This is a genomic window from Mannheimia indoligenes (assembly GCF_036880405.1).
GTDB classification, from domain to species: Bacteria; Pseudomonadota; Gammaproteobacteria; order Enterobacterales; family Pasteurellaceae; genus Mannheimia; species Mannheimia indoligenes.
The window spans coordinates 126,137-143,680 of record NZ_JBAJJM010000010.1; the positions used below are offsets into that span (position 1 = coordinate 126,137).

Annotated in this window: 20 protein-coding genes and 2 rRNA genes; 5 read left to right on the forward strand and 17 right to left on the reverse strand. The window is 38.1% G+C overall.

Annotated features, from left to right (window positions below; translation table 11 throughout):
* Positions 1-4 precede the first annotated feature (4 nt).
* A complete protein-coding gene (locus V6W77_RS08110) occupies positions 5-1,639 on the reverse strand; it encodes an ABC transporter substrate-binding protein (protein WP_334254344.1) in 1,635 nt (544 codons plus the stop codon).
* A gap of 430 nt (positions 1,640-2,069) precedes the next feature.
* Here V6W77_RS08110 and leuC point away from each other — a divergent pair, with 430 nt between their 5' ends.
* Both leuC and leuD read left to right on the forward strand, forming a co-directional pair.
* A complete protein-coding gene (gene leuC, locus V6W77_RS08115; RefSeq protein ID WP_334235590.1) occupies positions 2,070-3,488 on the forward strand; it encodes a 3-isopropylmalate dehydratase large subunit in 1,419 nt (472 codons plus the stop codon).
* A 12-nt stretch (positions 3,489-3,500) separates the two neighbouring features.
* Positions 3,501-4,103, forward strand: a complete 603-nt coding sequence (gene leuD / locus V6W77_RS08120) for a 3-isopropylmalate dehydratase small subunit (protein ID WP_334237266.1) — start codon at positions 3,501-3,503, stop codon at positions 4,101-4,103.
* 56 nt (positions 4,104-4,159) lie between these two features.
* Here leuD and V6W77_RS08125 read toward each other — a convergent pair whose 3' ends face one another.
* The 3 genes from V6W77_RS08125 to dusA are packed head-to-tail and all read right to left on the reverse strand — an operon-like array spanning position 4,160 to position 6,153.
* A complete protein-coding gene (locus tag V6W77_RS08125; RefSeq protein ID WP_334254345.1) occupies positions 4,160-4,624 on the reverse strand; it encodes a hypothetical protein in 465 nt (154 codons plus the stop codon).
* Between the two features lie 27 nt (positions 4,625-4,651).
* Positions 4,652-5,158: a DUF2301 domain-containing membrane protein gene (locus V6W77_RS08130; protein ID WP_334254346.1), complete on the reverse strand. Its 507-nt coding sequence runs from the start codon at positions 5,156-5,158 to the stop codon at positions 4,652-4,654.
* A 17-nt stretch (positions 5,159-5,175) separates the two neighbouring features.
* Entirely contained in the window at positions 5,176-6,153 is a 978-nt protein-coding gene (gene dusA / locus V6W77_RS08135; protein ID WP_334247749.1) for a tRNA dihydrouridine(20/20a) synthase DusA, read from the reverse strand.
* A gap of 357 nt (positions 6,154-6,510) precedes the next feature.
* Here dusA and V6W77_RS08140 point away from each other — a divergent pair, with 357 nt between their 5' ends.
* Positions 6,511-7,488 (forward strand): ribonucleotide-diphosphate reductase subunit beta, encoded by a 978-nt coding sequence (locus tag V6W77_RS08140; protein WP_025216695.1) that lies wholly within the window; start codon positions 6,511-6,513, stop codon positions 7,486-7,488.
* Positions 7,475-9,142, forward strand: a complete 1,668-nt coding sequence (locus tag V6W77_RS08145) for a ribonucleoside-diphosphate reductase subunit alpha (RefSeq protein WP_112110563.1) — start codon at positions 7,475-7,477, stop codon at positions 9,140-9,142. Before V6W77_RS08140 ends, V6W77_RS08145 begins: the two co-directional genes overlap by 14 nt.
* 82 nt (positions 9,143-9,224) lie before the next feature.
* Here V6W77_RS08145 and nudC read toward each other — a convergent pair whose 3' ends face one another.
* From nudC to pepQ, 5 genes are read right to left on the reverse strand one after another with little or no spacing between them, the layout of a single operon-like run.
* Positions 9,225-9,983 (reverse strand): NAD(+) diphosphatase, encoded by a 759-nt coding sequence (gene nudC, locus V6W77_RS08150; RefSeq protein ID WP_334254347.1) that lies wholly within the window; start codon positions 9,981-9,983, stop codon positions 9,225-9,227.
* Complete coding sequence (locus V6W77_RS08155; protein WP_334254348.1) at positions 9,976-10,659, reverse strand: pseudouridine synthase; 684 nt, start codon at positions 10,657-10,659, stop codon at positions 9,976-9,978. Before V6W77_RS08155 ends, nudC begins: the two co-directional genes overlap by 8 nt.
* Positions 10,656-11,504: a DMT family transporter gene (locus V6W77_RS08160; RefSeq protein ID WP_334254349.1), complete on the reverse strand. Its 849-nt coding sequence runs from the start codon at positions 11,502-11,504 to the stop codon at positions 10,656-10,658. The genes V6W77_RS08155 and V6W77_RS08160 overlap by 4 nt, the downstream gene beginning before the upstream one ends.
* Positions 11,504-11,989 carry an FxsA family protein gene (locus V6W77_RS08165; protein WP_334254350.1) on the reverse strand — a complete coding sequence of 162 codons (486 nt, stop codon included), beginning with the start codon at positions 11,987-11,989 and terminating at the stop codon, positions 11,504-11,506. Before V6W77_RS08165 ends, V6W77_RS08160 begins: the two co-directional genes overlap by 1 nt.
* On the reverse strand, positions 11,989-13,311 hold the full coding sequence (gene pepQ / locus V6W77_RS08170) for a Xaa-Pro dipeptidase (RefSeq protein ID WP_334254351.1): 1,323 nt from the start codon (positions 13,309-13,311) through the stop codon (positions 11,989-11,991). Before pepQ ends, V6W77_RS08165 begins: the two co-directional genes overlap by 1 nt.
* 10 nt (positions 13,312-13,321) lie before the next feature.
* Here pepQ and tusA point away from each other — a divergent pair, with 10 nt between their 5' ends.
* Entirely contained in the window at positions 13,322-13,564 is a 243-nt protein-coding gene (gene tusA / locus V6W77_RS08175; RefSeq protein ID WP_025216688.1) for a sulfurtransferase TusA, read from the forward strand.
* A 58-nt stretch (positions 13,565-13,622) separates the two neighbouring features.
* On the opposite strand, the gene rraB is transcribed toward tusA, so the two are convergent.
* From rraB to V6W77_RS08215, 8 genes are all read right to left on the reverse strand, one after another.
* On the reverse strand, positions 13,623-14,051 hold the full coding sequence (gene rraB, locus V6W77_RS08180; protein WP_334231838.1) for a ribonuclease E inhibitor RraB: 429 nt from the start codon (positions 14,049-14,051) through the stop codon (positions 13,623-13,625).
* Positions 14,052-14,065: 14 nt separating this feature from the next.
* Entirely contained in the window at positions 14,066-14,677 is a 612-nt protein-coding gene (gene yihA, locus V6W77_RS08185) for a ribosome biogenesis GTP-binding protein YihA/YsxC (protein ID WP_334254352.1), read from the reverse strand.
* A gap of 1 nt (position 14,678) precedes the next feature.
* Positions 14,679-15,098, reverse strand: coding sequence for a DUF805 domain-containing protein (locus V6W77_RS08190; protein ID WP_334254353.1), 420 nt, complete (start codon positions 15,096-15,098; stop codon positions 14,679-14,681).
* A 3-nt stretch (positions 15,099-15,101) separates the two neighbouring features.
* Complete coding sequence (locus tag V6W77_RS08195; protein WP_334254354.1) at positions 15,102-15,932, reverse strand: ZIP family metal transporter; 831 nt, start codon at positions 15,930-15,932, stop codon at positions 15,102-15,104.
* A 195-nt stretch (positions 15,933-16,127) separates the two neighbouring features.
* On the reverse strand, positions 16,128-16,544 hold the full coding sequence (locus V6W77_RS08200) for a type III secretion system chaperone family protein (RefSeq protein WP_334231831.1): 417 nt from the start codon (positions 16,542-16,544) through the stop codon (positions 16,128-16,130).
* Complete coding sequence (locus tag V6W77_RS08205) at positions 16,537-16,722, reverse strand: hypothetical protein (protein WP_283386929.1); 186 nt, start codon at positions 16,720-16,722, stop codon at positions 16,537-16,539. Before V6W77_RS08205 ends, V6W77_RS08200 begins: the two co-directional genes overlap by 8 nt.
* A gap of 443 nt (positions 16,723-17,165) precedes the next feature.
* Positions 17,166-17,281: ribosomal RNA gene (gene rrf, locus V6W77_RS08210) — 5S ribosomal RNA — on the reverse strand.
* A gap of 135 nt (positions 17,282-17,416) precedes the next feature.
* Positions 17,417-17,544, reverse strand: a 23S ribosomal RNA gene (locus V6W77_RS08215); the annotation flags it as partial.

The following is a 17,544-nucleotide window of genomic DNA, read 5'->3' on the forward strand; positions in this document are numbered from 1 at the left end:
ATGATTATTTCACGATGTATAAGTTACGAAGCAAAATATCATCTTGTGGATCTTTTCCTTCATAGCCTTTCACGTAAGGTTTCACTAAGCGTGGATTTACATAGTTGTAAATCGGCATAATTGCAAAATCTTTCGCTAACTGCTCTTCTGCTTTCGCATAAGCAGCTGCACGACCTGCTGCATCGGTTGCTTTATAAGATTCTGCTACCGCAGCATCGTAGGCTTGGTTCTTATAGAATGCCGTATTGTTGCTGGAATTCGATAAGAAGTACTTAATGAAGGTTGAGGCTTGGTTATAGTCTGCCGCCCAGCCAGCACGAGAAACATCGTAGTTTGCATTACGGCGTGTATCTAAGAATGTTTTCCACTCTTGGTTCTCTAATTTCACATCAACAATACCGTCAGTACCTTGTTTCCATAAGGACGAAACCGCAATCGCAATTTTCTTGTGGTTATCGTTAGTATTATAAAGAACTGTGAATTTCAGTGGGTTCGATTTGCTATAACCTGCTTCTTCCAACAATTTCAATGCTTTTGCTTTACGTTCTACCATTGGTTGTGTTGAATACGCCGGCTGCTGGATTTTATCCCCTTCGTGGATATAAGGAGGCGTAAACACATAGGTTGGAGTTTGTCCTTGCCCTAATACTTTATCGGTGATGATGTTACGATCTAAAGCTAAGTTTAATGCTTCACGCACTTTCACATTATCAAATGGAGCTCGTTTGTGGTTGAACTCGTAGTAATAGGTTGAAAGTGTTCTTGCTGTGAATACTTCATTTGGTATCTCTTTTTTAAGAGTTGCAAACTGCTCCGGTGGTAAGGAATAGTTCGTCATATCCAAATCACCCGCACGATAACGAGCTACATCAGTTGTCGCATTAGGAATTGCTAAGAAAGTCGCTTTATTAATCACAGTTTCTTTGTCGTTCCAATAATTTGGATTACGGGCAAAAACGATTTTCTCATTAATGATGTGATCTGCTAAAGTATAAGCACCATTACCCACTAAATTGCCTTTTTTCACCCACGCATCACCTAATTTTTCTACTGTTGCTTTATGTACAGGTAAAACAGAAGAGTGAGTTACAAGCTCCGCCGCATAAGGAATTGGCTGGCTTAATTGAATTTGGAAAGTGTGATCATCAACCGCTTTTACTGCCAATTCTTCAGGCTTTTTCTTACCATCGATAATATCCTGTGCATTTTCAACATTTAAATAAGTTAAGTAACTTGAGTAAGGTGAAGCGGTAAGCGGATTCACCAAACGCTGCCAAGAGAAAACGAAATCGTGAGCAGTTACCGGCTCACCGTTAGACCATTTGGCATCTTTGCGTAATTTGAATGTCCACGTTTTATAATCAGGAGTGCTTTCCCAAGATTCCGCTACCCCCGGTTGGATATTACCATCAGCATCTTTGGTTACTAAGCCTTCAAAAAGCTGATAAGCAACTTGAGATTCAGGCACACCTTCAATTTTATGCGGGTCAAAACTCGAAGGCTCAGAGCCGTTATTAATAACAATTTCTTGTTTGTCTGCTAATGCTGTACCTTCCGGCACTTTGGCTGCAAAAACATTAGCTGATAAGCCTAATACTAAAGAGGTGGCTAACAATGAAAGACGGAATTTTGACTGCATAATTTAAGCTCCATTTATAAATAAAGACTGGGTTCAAAATAATATTTTTCAAATTAATTTTTTTAAGTCTAGGGATTATTATTTTAATTGCAAGGGGATTTTTAAAAAAATGTGATAGATATCTCCTTTTAATCTAAAAAATGATGAAAAATATGTCAAAGAAAATAGCTCTATAAACTGTAATAATGACTAGATAACTTGCTGTAACAATCCAACAAATCAGCATAATATGCTAAACATTGATTATTAAAGCTATTTTTAGCTTGATTTAACAGAATAAAAATCCTTATTTTCTGTAAAAATACTATTTTACTTTCATTTTTTTAGTCGTTATATTCATATCCATCATTAACAAGCGGTCAATTTTGCAAAATTTTTTACAAATCTAACCGCTTGAGTACAAAATTATCTTATTGAGTTGGACTATTTTATGCAGCAAGCTAGAACCCTATATCAGAAACTTTTCGATTCACACGTTGTGTATGAAGCCGAAGGCGAAACGCCGATTATTTATATCAACCGCCACTTAATTCACGAAGTAACCAGCCCACAGGCTTTCGATGGCTTACGTGTTGCCGGTCGTCAAGTTCGCCAAGTGAGCAAAACCTTCGGCACAATGGATCATAGTATTTCTACTCAAGTGCGTGATGTGCAAAAACTAGAAGGGCAAGCGAAAGTTCAAGTGTTGGAATTAGAGAAAAACTGTGCAGAAAATGGTATCCCATTATTTGATATCACCAAAAAACAACAAGGCATCGTACACGTGATGGGACCGGAACAAGGCTTGACCTTACCCGGAATGACAATTGTATGTGGCGACTCCCACACTGCTACTCACGGAGCTTTCGGGGCATTGGCATTTGGTATCGGTACATCTGAAGTAGAGCACGTTTTAGCAACCCAAACCTTAAAACAAGCCCGTGCGAAAAGTATGAAAGTGGAAGTACGTGGCAAAGTGAACCCGGGTATTACCGCAAAAGATATCGTGCTTGCGATTATCGGAAAAACCACAATGGCTGGCGGTACAGGCTATGTAGTGGAATTTTGCGGACAAGCCATTCGTGATCTTTCAATGGAAGGTAGAATGACCGTATGCAATATGGCAATTGAATTCGGTGCTAAAGCCGGTATTGTTGCCCCTGACGAAACCACTTTCGCTTACTTAAAAGATCGTCCAAATGCACCAAAAGGTAAAGATTGGGACGATGCGGTTGAATATTGGAAAACACTAAAAACCGATGAAGGTGCAATTTACGATGCCGAAGTGATTTTAGAAGCAAAAGATATTGCACCACAAGTAACTTGGGGAACAAACCCGGGTCAAGTTATCGGTATTGATGATGTCATTCCTAATCCTGAAGAAATGGCAGATCCGGTTACTCGAGCTTCCGCAGAAAAAGCATTGGCTTATATTGGGTTAGATCCACATACTGATATGAAAAATGTGCCTGTTGATCAGGTCTTTATCGGCTCTTGCACCAATGCCCGTATTGAAGATTTACGTGCAGCAGCGGCAGTAATGAAAGGTCGTAAAAAAGCGGAGAACGTAAAACGTATTTTAGTAGTACCGGGTTCCGGCTTAGTGAAAGAACAGGCAGAAAAAGAGGGCTTGGATAAAATCTTTATTGAAGCCGGTGCTGAATGGCGTAACCCGGGTTGTTCTATGTGCTTAGGAATGAACGATGACATTTTAGGCGAATGGGAGCGTTGTGCTTCAACCTCTAACCGTAACTTTGAAGGTCGTCAAGGACGTAACGGTCGTACACACTTAGTCAGCCCAGCAATGGCAGCAGCTGCCGCGGTATTTGGCAAATTTGTTGATATTCGTAATGTTTCATTAAACGCATAAGAGGTATAAAAAATGGCAGGTATTAAACAACATTCAGGCTTAGTCGTTCCTCTTGATGCAGCGAACGTAGACACTGATGCAATCATTCCAAAACAGTTTTTACAAGCGATTACTCGTGTGGGCTTTGGTAAACACCTTTTCCACGAATGGCGTTATTTAGATGCAGAAGAAACCCAGCCAAACCCTGATTTTGTGCTGAATTTCCCACAATATCAAGGGGCAACGATTTTGCTTGCTCGCAAAAATTTAGGCTGCGGATCTTCTCGTGAACACGCTCCGTGGGCATTGGCGGATTACGGTTTTAAAGTGATGATCGCCCCAAGTTTTGCGGATATTTTCTACAACAACAGCCTTAACAACCATATGCTTCCAATCAAATTAACCGAAGAAGAAGTGGAAGAGATCTTTCAATGGGTGTGGGCGAATGAAGGCAAACAGATCCACGTTGATTTAGAAGCGATGACCGTTACCGCTGGCGATAAAGTGTATACTTTCGAGTTAGATGAATTCCGCCGTCACTGTTTACTCAATGGTTTAGATAATATTGGCTTAACACTTCAGTACGAGCAGAAAATTGCCGAGTACGAAAGCAAAATTCCTGCATTCTTACGCTAATTTCTCAATAAAAAACGGCTATAAATTTAAATTCTAGCCGTTTTTTCTATTCTCAACTAGCCTTCCCGACACTCCAGCCAAGGCATACCATTTTTATAATAGGTCGATTTAAACTCTCTTGCCATTAATTCTACATAACTGCCCTCAATCGGCTGATAAGAACGATAACGCACTTCAAACTTCGTACCTCTGGCATTTAAATTAATATTCGCAATATGGTCGAACGGATACGGTTTTCCGCCATCCAGCTGGAAATAGATACCAAAATTCTCTTGCTTACGGCTCTCAGACCAAAGTGGAAAATAAGTTGCCAGATAAGAGCCATCATCTGTCGCAAAATTCTTACAGTAATAGCTATATCGTTTATAATTTTTCGGATTATTCAGCTCAGCTTGGCTGATATTCTCTTTTAAATAGCCCACCTGTGGCTTATGTTGTGTTATTTTTGGTGATTGTGATGGCGTACAAGCAAATACCCCCATAATCATTGTTGCCACTAAGGCGATTTTAAATTTTTGCATAAAAATTCCGATAAAATAATATAAAAATTACACCTGATATTTGGTTTTATCACCAATATCAAAATGTAGCGGCATTCGCCATTTTTGAATACTTAACACTAAAAGTAACAAGCCACAAATCACGCTTAGAATTTGAACAATAAAATGCCATTCCAACGCAAATGCTCCCCATAAAATAGCCACTAGAATCGGTTGGAAATTCAAGCCAAATACTCTAAAACAGAAATATTCCTTATAACTTAATCCACCAATCACTAACAGCATTGCTCCTAAGGCTAATAATGGAAAATCAAAGATGTAGAAAAGTAACCCTAACCACACAGAAAACTGGAAAATCAGGCGGAATGTTTTGTCATAAAGATGTAAAGACGAAGCCAACATCGTACCTGCCACCAGTAAGCCAAGTTGAGCCGTTGATGTGTAATAAGGCAGCAAAAACAGCATTAATGTGGCTAATACAAAACCGCTACGATAAACAATGACAGTTAAATAATCCCAAAAATCCATTGGCGATTTGATATGCGGATCTGCCATAACTTTCTCCTTAAACATTAGCCGATAAATGCCAGAGCTTGCTCTACCACTTCTACGCCAGCCCCTTGTTTAGTGGCATTTTCACTTAAATGACGACGCCATTGTCTCGCCCCTTTACAATTTTGAAATGCCCCAAGCATATGGCGAATAATATGATTTAAATAGACACCTTTTGCCAGCTCTCGTTCAATATAAGGGAACATCTTTTCCACCGCTTCTTTTGCCGTTACAAGCGGTCGATTTTCGTTAAAAATTTGCAAGTCGATTTCGCCTAATAGAGACGGATTTTGATAAGCCTCACGACCAACCATTACGCCATCAACAAATTGCAAATGTTGTTTAATTTCCTCGATGGTTTTAATGCCACCATTAATGCTGATATTCAGGTGTGGAAAATCACGTTTTAGTTGGTAAACACGCTCATAATCCAGCGGTGGAATTTCACGGTTTTCCTTCGGACTTAAACCTGTCAGCCACGCTTTACGGGCGTGGACGATAAAATCACTGCTGAATGGCTGCACTTTTTCGATAAAATCACACAAAAATTCATAGCTGTCTAAATCGTCAATCCCAATACGGTGTTTGACGGTAACAGGAATTTCGACCGCATCTTGCATTGCTTTAATGCAATCAGCCACCAAATCAGCTTTTGCCATTAAACAAGCCCCAAACATTCCGTTTTGCACACGGTCTGAGGGGCAGCCCACATTTAAATTAACTTCCGTATAACCTCTCTCTTCCACCAATTTAGCACAATGAGCAAGCTGAGTAGGATCGCTTCCACCTAATTGCAATGCGACAGGATTTTCACTTGGATCATATTCCAGCAAATCATATTTAGCGTGAATGATCGCCGGAGCTGTAATCATTTCCGTATAAAGCAAGGCATTTTTACTAAATTGACGATGAAAATAACGGCAGTGGCGAGTTGTCCAATCTAACATTGGAGCAACTGAGAAACGCCCTCGATAAAATTGTTGAGTATTCGTATCCATAAAATCAAAATAAAGCGGTTAAAAAAGTGTAAAAATTTGCAAAAAGACGACCGCTTGCAACGTATAAAAACAGGCTGATATCATACTCGAAAAAGAAAGCCAAACATAGTTTTATCAAGGCTTTATTAGTTTATTGCACACTTTTGAAACAAACGACAAAACACAACATCTAGTGGTTAGACCATAAAATAAACACAATATATTGATATAAAAATTTACAAAATTATTTTCCTTTATAAATCAATAAGCTAACAAAAACGACGTAAAAAGGTTGTTTGTCAAGTCTTGTCTTGAAACTTTTTTTGCATACAATCATCTCCCAGATTGAAATCAAACTTTAAGATAGAGCCTAAGAATATGTCTAGAAATCTTTTCCAAAAACGCTTAAATATTAAGCCGTATGAGTATCCTGAGCTTCTTGAATTTAAAGATGCTATCCGCCATTCTTACTGGTTACATACCGAGTTTAACTTTACCGGTGATATTCAAGATTATCGCACCACTATTAATGATCACGAACGCCACGTTTTAACTCGTGCGATGTTGGCAATTTCACAAGTAGAAGTGAACGTAAAACGTTTCTGGGGCGAGTTATACCGCTATTTCCCAAAACCGGAAATGGACGATGTGGGTGGTACTTTCGCAGAAAGCGAAGTGCGTCATAAAGATGCGTATTCATTCTTATTGGAAAAGCTCGGCTTAAATGAAATGTTTAGCCAAATTCACGAAATTGAACCATTAATGAACCGTATTCGTTATATGGAAAGTTTTATGAAAGATAAAGATGCAGGCAAAGGTGAGTTTGTACTCTCTCTCGTATTGTTCTCTTTATTCGTTGAACATATTTCCTTATTCGGTCAGTTCATTATTATGATGTCATTCAACAAGCATAAAAACCTGTTTAAAGGGATTTCAAATGCAGTTGAAGCAACCTCTAAAGAAGAAGAAATTCACGGAAAATTTGGTATTGCGTTATACGAAATCTTGCGTGATGAACACAGTGAACTTTTCACACCGGAATTCTTTAAAGATTTAGAAACCTTGGCAACTCAAGCATTTGAGGCAGAAAAAGGGATCTTAGACTGGATTTTCGAAGAGGGTGATTTAAGCTTTATCACCAAAGCAACGGTAGAAAACTATATTAAAAACCGTTACAACAATTCGTTGAGTATTTTAGGGTTAGAACCACCTCATAATATCGATCCTGAATTGTTAAAAGAAACTGAGTGGTTTGATATTGAAATTCTTTCTACTAAAGAAACCGATTTCTTTAACAAACGTAGTACCGATTATTCTAAAAAAATGAAGCAGATTACCGCAGATGACTTATTCTAATACAGACCGCCCAGACTTCCACTGGTTAAATGAAGACAGCCGTTTATTCTTACAACGTGGCTATTTATTGGAAGGCACAACCGCATTAGACCGTATTCGTTTTATTGCAGAACACGCAGAACGTAAACTTGGTATTGAAGGCTACGCGGATAAATTCTACCACTATATGGCAAGAGGCTATTTCTCGCTTTCTTCACCAATTTGGTCAAACTTCGGTTTAGATCGTGGTTTACCGATCTCTTGTTTCGGTAGCTACATTGGCGACTCTATCCACGAAATTATGGTAACAACCGCTGAAGTGGGTATGATGAGTAAAATCGGTGGCGGTACATCAGCCTATTTTGGCGACATTCGCCCACGTGGTTCTTTAATTAAGAATAATGGTAAATCAGACGGCTCATTCAACTTCAGTAAGTTATTCGATACGGTAATTGATGTGATTTCTCAAGGCACATCTCGTAAAGGTCAATTTGCCGGCTATATTGATATTGAACACGGTGATATTGATGAATGGTTAGATATTCACACCGAAGGTAACCCAATTCAATTAATGTATTATGGTGTTTGTGTTGGACACGATTGGTTAGAATCAATGAAAGCAGGCGATCCATACAAACGTCAGCTTTGGGCAAAATTATTGCAACGTAAAACTGAAACCGGTATCCCATATTTATTCTTTAAAGACAATGCGAATGCAGGGCGTCCTGATGTCTATAAAGATAAAAATATGACTATTCACGCATCAAACTTATGTACTGAAATTATGTTGCCTTCAAGCAACGATGAAAGTTTCGTATGCTGTTTATCGTCAATGAACCTACTCTATTTTGATGAGTGGAAAGATACCGACGCACCGGAAACATTAACCTATTTCCTCGATGTGGTAATGAGTGAATTTATTGAGAAAAGTCAATCCATTCCATTCTTAGACCGTGCAAACCGCTTTGCCCGTCGCCACCGTGCATTGGGTTTAGGCGTATTAGGTTGGCATAGCTATTTACAGGCAAATAATATTGCCTTTGATAGCTTCCAAGCAATGCAGAAAAACAATGAAATCTTCAAAACATTGCAACAAAAAACATTAAAAGCATCACAAGAATTGGCACAACGCTTTGGTGAGCCGGAAATTTTAGAAGGTTATGGTCGCCGCAATACTACTTTAATGAGTATTGCCCCAACTAAATCCAGTAGCTTTATTTTAGGTAGCGTTTCGCCATCAGTCGAACCGTTTAAATCAAACTACTATGTAAAAGATTTAGCGAAGATCAAAACCGTGTATAAAAACCCGTTCTTAGAGAAATTACTCCAAGAAAAAGGCTTAGATACAGAGGAAGTTTGGGAATCTATTTTACATAATGATGGCTCTGTTCAGCATTTAGAACAGCTTTCCGAACACGAAAAAGAGGTATTTAAAACCTTTGCTGAAATCAGCCAATTAAGCGTAATTCAACAAGCTGCTCAGCGTCAAAAATATATCGACCAAGGGCAAAGTATTAATGTGATGATTCACCCAGCAACACCGGCACGCGATCTGAACCAATTATACTTAACCGCTGAAGAACTCGGTTTAAAATCCATTTACTACCAAAACTCAATGAGTGCAGCACAGGTATTTAACCGTAACTTGCTCAGCTGCTCAAGTTGTGAAGGGTAATTAAAAACGTAACAATAAAAATGCTGAATAAAGAACGTTATTCAGCATTTTTTATTTAATAAAGCAAAATGATTATTTATCCCTACTCTTCTCTACACAACTTTAATGTTGCTTGAATTAACTCAAATGCAATTGTACCTTTTTGTGGAATTTCAGGTAATGCTTCATCACAGTCAAACCATTTAGCATCACAGATCTCCTCTTCCTGTAGAATAATTTCGCCACTTTCATAATCTGCCAAAAAGCCAAGCATCAATGAATTAGGAAACGCCCACGGCTGGCTACCAAAATAACGTATATTTTTAACTTTCAACCCTGTTTCTTCAAATATTTCACGATGAACCGCATTTTCAATAGGTTCGCCGGCTTCCACAAAACCCGCTAACGTAGTGTAAATTGTGCCTTTATGACATAAATGATTTGCCAGCAAAATTTGTCTGCCTTTACGCACAGCGACAATAATTGATGGGCTAATAGTTGGATAAGCTCGATTACCGCAAGCATTACAATGAACCGCAATTTCATTATCTGCCAGTACGGTTTTCTCACCACATCTCCCACAAAATTGATGGGAATGAAAGAAATGATTTAACGATACAGCCCTATGCAATAAATGACTTAACTCCGGCTCTCGCCCAATTTGCGTTCTTAAATAAGCGAACTCTCGATGATCATCTTCCCCAGTTGCTTTCACTAAATAAACAGGCAAATTTTGATAAATCCCTATCGCTAATTTTTCACGATCCCCCAAGCTAAACTCTTCTGCCAAACCGCAAGGAATTTCGCTTTTCACTAACGCAATGTCAAAATCCTTAACAATAATCCAATATCCTTTACTCATCTTTTAATCCTAACTGCTTGAATAATTTGCGTTTTTCACTTTCCGATAACACTCGGTATTCTCCGCTGTCTAAATCAGCTAATTCAAAATTGCCTAAACCGATACGAATTAGGCGTAACGTTGGAAAGCCGATATGTGCCGTCATTCGTCTGACTTGACGATTTTTACCCTCGTGAATAATTAATTCTAACCAGCTAGTTGGAATGTTTTTTCTCTCACGAATTTTAGGAGCAGTTTGCCAATCATAATTTGGCTCAGAAATGGCTTTTGCTTTCGCGGTCTGGGTTAAACCATCTTTTAACTCCACACCTTTTTCTAATTTCGCTAAATCGGTAAGAATAGGAATACCTTCCACTTGCACCCAATAAGTTTTCTGTTTCTCAAATTTCGGGTGAGCTAAACGGTGCTGAAGTTCGCCATTATTAGTTAAAAGCAATAAACCTTCGCTATCTCTATCTAACCGACCGACAGGGTAAACATTGGGAATCGGGATAAAATCCTTTAAGGTTTTTCGCCCTTGCTCATCGGTAAATTGGGTCAGCACATCGTAGGGTTTATTGAACAGCAGTACGATTGTTTCAGAAAAAGCAAGCGGTCGTTTTTTCTCATTTTTTTGCAAATTTTTCGCAAAACTTGACCGCTTGTGTGTAGTTCTTTTAAAGGTTGGCTGCTTCATTTTTTCAAGTTCGCCCACGCAACAGAAAGTAAAATAATTGCTCCACCAATAATCATCTTAAGTGTTGGTACTTCACCAAAACAGAGCCACGCAATTGCAATAGCATAAACCGGCTCAAGTGAAATAATCATTGAAGCGGTACGTGCATTAATGGTATCAAGGCTTGAAATAAACAACGTATAAGCAAGTGTTGTACACAAAAAGCCAATGCAGAAAATCCAAAACCAATCTTGTGCAGACACACTAGGCAATTCAGTTAGCGAAAAAGGTAGCAGTAAAATCGTTGCAAAAATATACTGCCACCAACTTGCCTGCACACCGGAAATTTTGCTCATTGTATTGCGGTTAAATACCGCAAGAATGCCGTAAACTAATGCCGAAAAAATACCCCAAAGTAAGCCTCGTGTGGCTTCATTACCAAAGGTAAATTCAGGGGTAACTAAAATCAAACCGATGGTGATTGCAATCAATAATACGACTTCTCGAAAGCGTAATTTTTCACGGAAGAATAAACTTTCAAACAACGCCACAAAGGCAGGGAAACTGGCAAAACCGAGTGTGGCAACCGCTACGCCTCCCACTTTAACTGCAATAAAGAAAGTAACCCAATGAGCAGCTAATAAACCACCCGATACCGCTTGTTGCCCGATTTGTTTGAGATTTAGCTTTACAAGCGGTTGTTTTTTCCATAAAAAATACAAAGAAATCATCGTAAATGCGATCATCACTCGCCCGAGAACAATGGTTTCAGCAGAGCTGTGAATTAATGCCCCGAAAATACCGGAAGCTCCGAAAAACACTGCTGTGCCGTGTACTTTCAACAGAGCAAGCGTTCTTTTATCCATTATTTGATCCTCTTGGTTTCATCTTGTGGATCAGATTTACGCTCAAACTCGGCATCAAAAGTATTGCTCTCTTGAGCCGATTGTGAATGAAAATGGGTGTTTTGCGAGGTAAAACGCATAAAAACTTTATTTTTTACGCTATTAATCACAAAAGCTTGAATCAGTTTTCGGCTAAACGGCAACACGCATAAAATCGCCAAGATATCACTTAAAAAGCCGGGAATAATCAATAAAATGCCTGCTAGAACAAACATTATTGAATTACTCACCGCTTCTGTTGGCATTTTGCCTTGGCTGAGATCTTGCTTAATTGAATAGAGGGTGTAAACACCTCGTAATTTCACAAACCATAAGCCTAAAAAAGAGATAGCAACTAATAATAAAATAGTTGGTAGCACGCCAATTTCGGAGCCGATGCTAACCAGCAGTGAAATTTCACAATAGATATAAAAGAAAATTCCAAAAAGAACCATTAAAATCGGCATTATTTCCTCACATTTAATTCTGCTTTTGCGGTTAAGTTTTCCGCACCTGTTGCACGCATCACAATATTATCTTCGGTACGAATACCACCAAAGCGTTTAAAATCATCAATTTTCTGCCAATTAAAGGCAGAAGAATAAGCACTATTTTTCCAGCTACTCAGCAACATATCAATAAAATAGAAACCCGGCTCAATAGTCAGTACCATATTTTCTTGCAAATCACGAGTGCAACGTAGGCTCGAATAAGCCTCTGGCGGTGCTTTGTGGCTACCTCTTGCATTCTGTTGAAAACCTGCCACATCGTGAACCTGAATGCCAAGTAAATGCCCTAACCCGTGTGGGAAGAAAGTTCGACTCATTCCTTCCTCAAAAATCTGCTCCGCTGGCAAATGAATAAATTGATGCTCGGCTAAGAGTTGAGAAATCAGCTGCTGCATTCGAGTATGGTAATGTAGATAATTAATACCAATAGATAAATCGGCAATAATCTCTAATTTAAATTGCTCCATTTTAGCAACCAATTCCGCAAATTCTGATGAACTATCAAAAGCATAAGTTCGAGTAAGATCAGAGGCATAGCCATTTACCGTTGTCCCCGCATCAGTTAAAAAGCTATGGCGTTTTGTACTGGTATCATACTCCAATGCCGTATAATGCAACACCGCTCCGTTTTGATTAATCGCCATAATATTGCCATAAGGTACATTTAGATCAGACTGCTGAGTGGCTTTTAAATATTCAAGATTAATTTCAAACTCACTTTTGCCTGTAAAAAAGGCTTCTTTAGCTGCTTGATGTCCTTTCAACGCTGAAAATTGAGCTTGGTAAATACTCTCGATCTCAAATTCAGTTTTAATCGAACGCTCAAAATTAAGAATATTCAGGATCTTCTGCGGATTAACTTGGCTAAAGCCGAGTGAATTTGCAAGCGTACTATCTTCTCCAATAAAGGCATAAGCGGTCGAATTTTGGATAAATTTTGCAATTTCAGTTTCAGACTTAAGTAAAACCCATTCAAATTCAGTGGCAAAAAAAGCTTCCGTCGGTATTTTTGGGGTAGAAACCCAATAATCTTCAGGGGCATAAAAGTAAATTATTGGTTTATTTTTGCCGTCTAGGAATAACCAGCAATTTTCAGCTTGGGAATAAGGGAAAAAGTAATTAAAATAAGGGTTAATTTTAAATGGGGCGGTTTGATCGTCTACAAACCAATTTTTCGCTTTGCCTGAATAAATCCATAAACCGTCTAAAAAAGCTTTTTCAAGTAAGTCTTGTACAACATTTTGCAAGCGAGAGAGATGTTCAGAGAATAATGTTTTCATAAGGAATAGAATGAATAAGTTAATTGTAAATAGAGAATTAGATACCTTAGGGCTACGCTGCCCGGAGCCGGTAATGCTGACCCGTAAAACAATCCGCACGATGGAAGATGGCGAAATTTTACATATTATCGCCGATGACCCAGCAACTACGCGTGATATTCCAAGTTTCTGCGAATTTATGGATCATCAGCTCCTGCAAAAAGAGGTTTCTACCTCTCCCTATCACTATTGGATCAAAAAAGGATTATCCTAAATGTAAGACAAGCGGTGAAATTATGCAAAAAATTTACATAAATCTACCGCTTGTGTTCTTAATGACGAGTTGGTTCGTCATCAAAATCATCATCTTCATCGAAGAACTCGCCATCATCGCCGTACTCATCGTCATCGGCATTTGGATCTTCAAAATACGTTCCCCAACCTTCGTATTCAGCACCTGCTTTTTCAATTAAAGGTAGCAACTCTTTTTGCTGTGCCGTAATGAGTTCCGCGTTTAAGTTAATTTCACTCACAATATCACACACAAAAATGACTTTTCCATTTTCTTCTTCTACTTCCTCCGCTTCGGAAATTTCATAGCCAAGTTTATAAGCATCAACCACTAGTTTCTCTAATTTATCAAAATCACGGTGTGCGACGTGATGCTCAATAATGTAAAGTGCGTCAGGATCTGAACCGTCTTTTAATAAATTCTCAATAATTTCATCAGTTTCAGAACGTAATTCTTCTAAGTTGTACATATTCAATTCCTCATTTATTCTTCAGTTAATATGGGAGCAAACCAGCTATCTAATTTATCTGAGAGCTTATCCACACCAATTTTATTTAATGCCGAGTAAGCCTCAACTTGAATATCGCCTTGAAAAGGCAAAATTGCCTCTCGCACCATTTTCACTTGTTTAGAGCGAGCGGATTGACTTAATTTATCCGCTTTTGTCAATAGTAATAAAACGGGTAAATCTGCTGAAACTGCCCATTCGATCATTTGTTGGTCAAGATCTTTTAATGGGTGGCGAATATCCATTAAAACCACTACACCACCTAAGCATTCTCGTTTTTGTAAGTATTCACCCAATGCCTTTTGCCATTGAATTTTCATTTGTTCTGGAACAGCTGCATAACCGTAGCCCGGTAAATCCACCAATTTGCAGTTTGGCTCAACTTCAAATAAGTTAATCAACTGAGTTCGACCAGGTGTTTTAGAAGTTCTCGCTAAACTTTTTTGATTTGTGAGGGCATTTAATGCCGTCGATTTACCGGCATTTGATCGCCCTGCAAAGGCAATTTCCACGCCAATGTCTTCAGGTAAATGGCGAATATCCGGTGCAGAAGTTAAAAAATGGGTTTTGTGATAATTTAATTTCATTTTATTCTCTTAATTTAAACGATAAGCCTCGCTCACCGTATTGGTTTGGATTTGGGTTTCCTTTAAAAACACCCCATTCTAAGAAGAGGATCATTGCAATAAATGCAGGCATCACATTGCCAAGTAATACTTTCATTATGCCTTGAGTATAGGCTGATACTAGGTAGCAAATAATCGGCACTAATACCATTAAAAGGGCTTTGCCTGAGCGGTCTCTATCGTGCAAACGTTTCACAATAATCGCAGATAGGCTAAATACTGAAATCCATAGCGGTAAAAAACTTAAAAAAGTTAAATTAGCCAAATCTGTCATAAAAACAGCAACTATCAACAAGAAAATGAAATTGATCAAAAAACCTATCCAAAATCCTTGCCTGTTTAATCTACCTTTAAAGCCAAAAAGTGCATTATACCAAATCATATCTTACCCTAAAGCAACATCTAATATCATCATTACCACGAATCCTAGCATTAAACTTAAAGTTGCAATATCTGTATGCCCATTACTTTGTGATTCAGGAATTAATTCTTCTACCACAACGAAAATCATCGCTCCAGCAGCAAAAGCAAGAGCATAAGGAAGAATTGCCGTCATCGAAAGCACAAAAATCGCACCAATAACCGCTGCAATAGGTTCAACTGCCGCAGACATTGCACCATACCAAAAAGCTTTTTTTCTACTATGTCCCTCAGCTCTAATTGGAAGAGCAAGAGAAGAGCCTTCAGGAATATTTTGTAAACCTATACCTATCGCTAAACCAATCGCCCCCATAATAGAAGCATCTACACTCGCCATTTGGCTTGCTAAAGCTCCAAAAGTTACACCAATAGCCAACCCTTCCGGAATATTATGGATCGTAATGGCTAAAAACAATAAAGTGGTTTTTGACAATCCTTTTGTAAGCTGTTTATTTCCTTCTGCCTGCTCAATAGGCTTACTGAGGTGTAAATGTGGAACGATATAGTCAATTAGTCTGATGAAAGCACCACCGGCAAGAAATCCAATCGCTGCCGGCAGCCAAGCAAGCTCTCCATAATCAGCTTCGGCATAGTCTAAAGAAGGTGAAAGTAAAGACCAAAATGAAGCTGCAATCATCACACCGGCAGCAAAGCCCATCATACTGTCTAATAATTTTCGATTTACCGACCTAAAAAAATAGACAAACGATGAGCCTAAAATTGTGCACCCCCAAGTAAATAACCCTGCTAAAAATGCCTGCCATATGGGAGAAAGCGAAATAAAATATTCAAACAAAACAAATTAACCATAAAAAATCAATATGGATTTATTCTATCAAATATTCAGATCTATTAATATAGCGTAAATATAGCTATGATGATTCTATTATTTAATAAAAAACCCCAAGTATTCTTTACCTTGGGGCTTGGAGTTCGTTCTTAATTTTTTTGCTTCTTTTTAAGAAGCTCACTAAATCGAATTTGAGATAGGTTACTTAAACATTTTCAACAGGCTCGCTAAACCACCTAATCTAGATAAAGAAAATATTTTCTGGACTGTTATAAATCTATTGATAGATTTTAATAAATACGCTTCAGTCATTCCTGATTCTAAACTCATTTTTAAGCATATATTTCCATCATCGTTTTTATAAACGGTAACAAATCGCTTTTCACAATTCCACTCATTCATTTCTTTAAATGATATATCGATATCATTAAATGCCATAAATATTTCTATGGAACCATCATCATATCCATTGCTTATAAGATAATTCATACTGTCACGAGTAAATGCAACCAAACCTCGTTTAACAATTCTCACATTTTCATAATCTGCTTCTTCTAAAATAGACACTAATTGTCTATCCGTAAATTCCTCAAAAACTTCTTCATAAGAACTACTCATAGATACCTCCACCATTTTTATCTCTAGCCAGATTTAGCGATAACTGATCTCTCATTTGAGCATCTAAATCTATTTTATAACTAAGTTGATCACCTGGATCTGTTAAATCATATTGGTATTTATTTCCTATACTATCGGCATAAAACCGTTTACCGTTTTCAAATTTCATTATCAGCATTATTGGGTTCCTATATAAAAACCATATTAACTAAACAAAATATCTCATTATTTTGTCAGTACTTTATTTGTTCTACTTGCATAGCAAGTAGAACAATGGGATTATCCCATTGGCTGTCTAATTTTTATCCCATATTCATTTTGCAAATTTTATTTATAAAAAAGCCGCTTGCTACCTCATTTCAGGTAACAAACGGTCATTTTTATGCCTTATTCTGCAAAATAACCTTCTATGCTATGGCTATGGCTATGCGAAGATAAGATAAGATAAGATAAGATAAGATAAGATAAGATAAGATAAGATATAAAAACAAAAACCCCTAAGTATCTCTACTTAGGGGCTTCTCTATCTCTTTTCTGTCTCTTCTGTCTTTTCCGCTTTCGCTTTATTTAGTCAGTCTACTACTATCTCATTCTATCTACTAATAAACTCAATAAATAAAAACCCGACGATGCTCTACTCTCACATGGCGAATCACCACACTACCATCGACGTTACTGCGTTTTACTTCTGAGTTCGGAATGGAGTCAGGTAGAACCACAGCACTATTGTCGTCGGGAAAATCCGTTAAAATCTAAAAACAAGCTGTTACTTTGAGTATTCTTTTCTTTGTTTGTTTGTCTTCTGTTTAGTCTTTACTCTACTTCGCTTCTCGTCTTTCTCGCTTTCACTTCCAAAAACACTTGAGCGTTGTATAGTTAAGCCTCTCGGGCAATTAGTACGTGTTAGCTCAATGTATCACTACACTTACACACCACGCCTATCTACGTCGTAGTCTCCAACAACCCTTACAGACTTATAGTCTGGGAGAACTCATCTCTT

Excerpts from the sequence above, each read along its gene's own strand:
- V6W77_RS08110 (WP_334254344.1), bottom strand. The coding sequence starts at position 1,639 with ATGCAGTCAAAATTCCGTCTTTCATTGTTAGCCACCTCTTTAGTATTA.
- leuC (WP_334235590.1), top strand. The coding sequence starts at position 2,070 with ATGCAGCAAGCTAGAACCCTATATCAGAAACTTTTCGATTCACACGTT.
- leuD (WP_334237266.1), top strand. The coding sequence starts at position 3,501 with ATGGCAGGTATTAAACAACATTCAGGCTTAGTCGTTCCTCTTGATGCA.
- V6W77_RS08125 (WP_334254345.1), bottom strand. The coding sequence starts at position 4,624 with ATGCAAAAATTTAAAATCGCCTTAGTGGCAACAATGATTATGGGGGTA.
- V6W77_RS08130 (WP_334254346.1), bottom strand. The coding sequence starts at position 5,158 with ATGGCAGATCCGCATATCAAATCGCCAATGGATTTTTGGGATTATTTA.
- dusA (WP_334247749.1), bottom strand. The coding sequence starts at position 6,153 with ATGGATACGAATACTCAACAATTTTATCGAGGGCGTTTCTCAGTTGCT.
- V6W77_RS08140 (WP_025216695.1), top strand. The coding sequence starts at position 6,511 with ATGTCTAGAAATCTTTTCCAAAAACGCTTAAATATTAAGCCGTATGAG.
- V6W77_RS08145 (WP_112110563.1), top strand. The coding sequence starts at position 7,475 with ATGACTTATTCTAATACAGACCGCCCAGACTTCCACTGGTTAAATGAA.
- nudC (WP_334254347.1), bottom strand. The coding sequence starts at position 9,983 with ATGAGTAAAGGATATTGGATTATTGTTAAGGATTTTGACATTGCGTTA.
- V6W77_RS08155 (WP_334254348.1), bottom strand. The coding sequence starts at position 10,659 with ATGAAGCAGCCAACCTTTAAAAGAACTACACACAAGCGGTCAAGTTTT.
- V6W77_RS08160 (WP_334254349.1), bottom strand. The coding sequence starts at position 11,504 with ATGGATAAAAGAACGCTTGCTCTGTTGAAAGTACACGGCACAGCAGTG.
- V6W77_RS08165 (WP_334254350.1), bottom strand. The coding sequence starts at position 11,989 with ATGCCGATTTTAATGGTTCTTTTTGGAATTTTCTTTTATATCTATTGT.
- pepQ (WP_334254351.1), bottom strand. The coding sequence starts at position 13,311 with ATGAAAACATTATTCTCTGAACATCTCTCTCGCTTGCAAAATGTTGTA.
- tusA (WP_025216688.1), top strand. The coding sequence starts at position 13,322 with ATGAATAAGTTAATTGTAAATAGAGAATTAGATACCTTAGGGCTACGC.
- rraB (WP_334231838.1), bottom strand. The coding sequence starts at position 14,051 with ATGTACAACTTAGAAGAATTACGTTCTGAAACTGATGAAATTATTGAG.
- yihA (WP_334254352.1), bottom strand. The coding sequence starts at position 14,677 with ATGAAATTAAATTATCACAAAACCCATTTTTTAACTTCTGCACCGGAT.
- V6W77_RS08190 (WP_334254353.1), bottom strand. The coding sequence starts at position 15,098 with ATGATTTGGTATAATGCACTTTTTGGCTTTAAAGGTAGATTAAACAGG.
- V6W77_RS08200 (WP_334231831.1), bottom strand. The coding sequence starts at position 16,544 with ATGAGTAGTTCTTATGAAGAAGTTTTTGAGGAATTTACGGATAGACAA.
- V6W77_RS08205 (WP_283386929.1), bottom strand. The coding sequence starts at position 16,722 with ATGCTGATAATGAAATTTGAAAACGGTAAACGGTTTTATGCCGATAGT.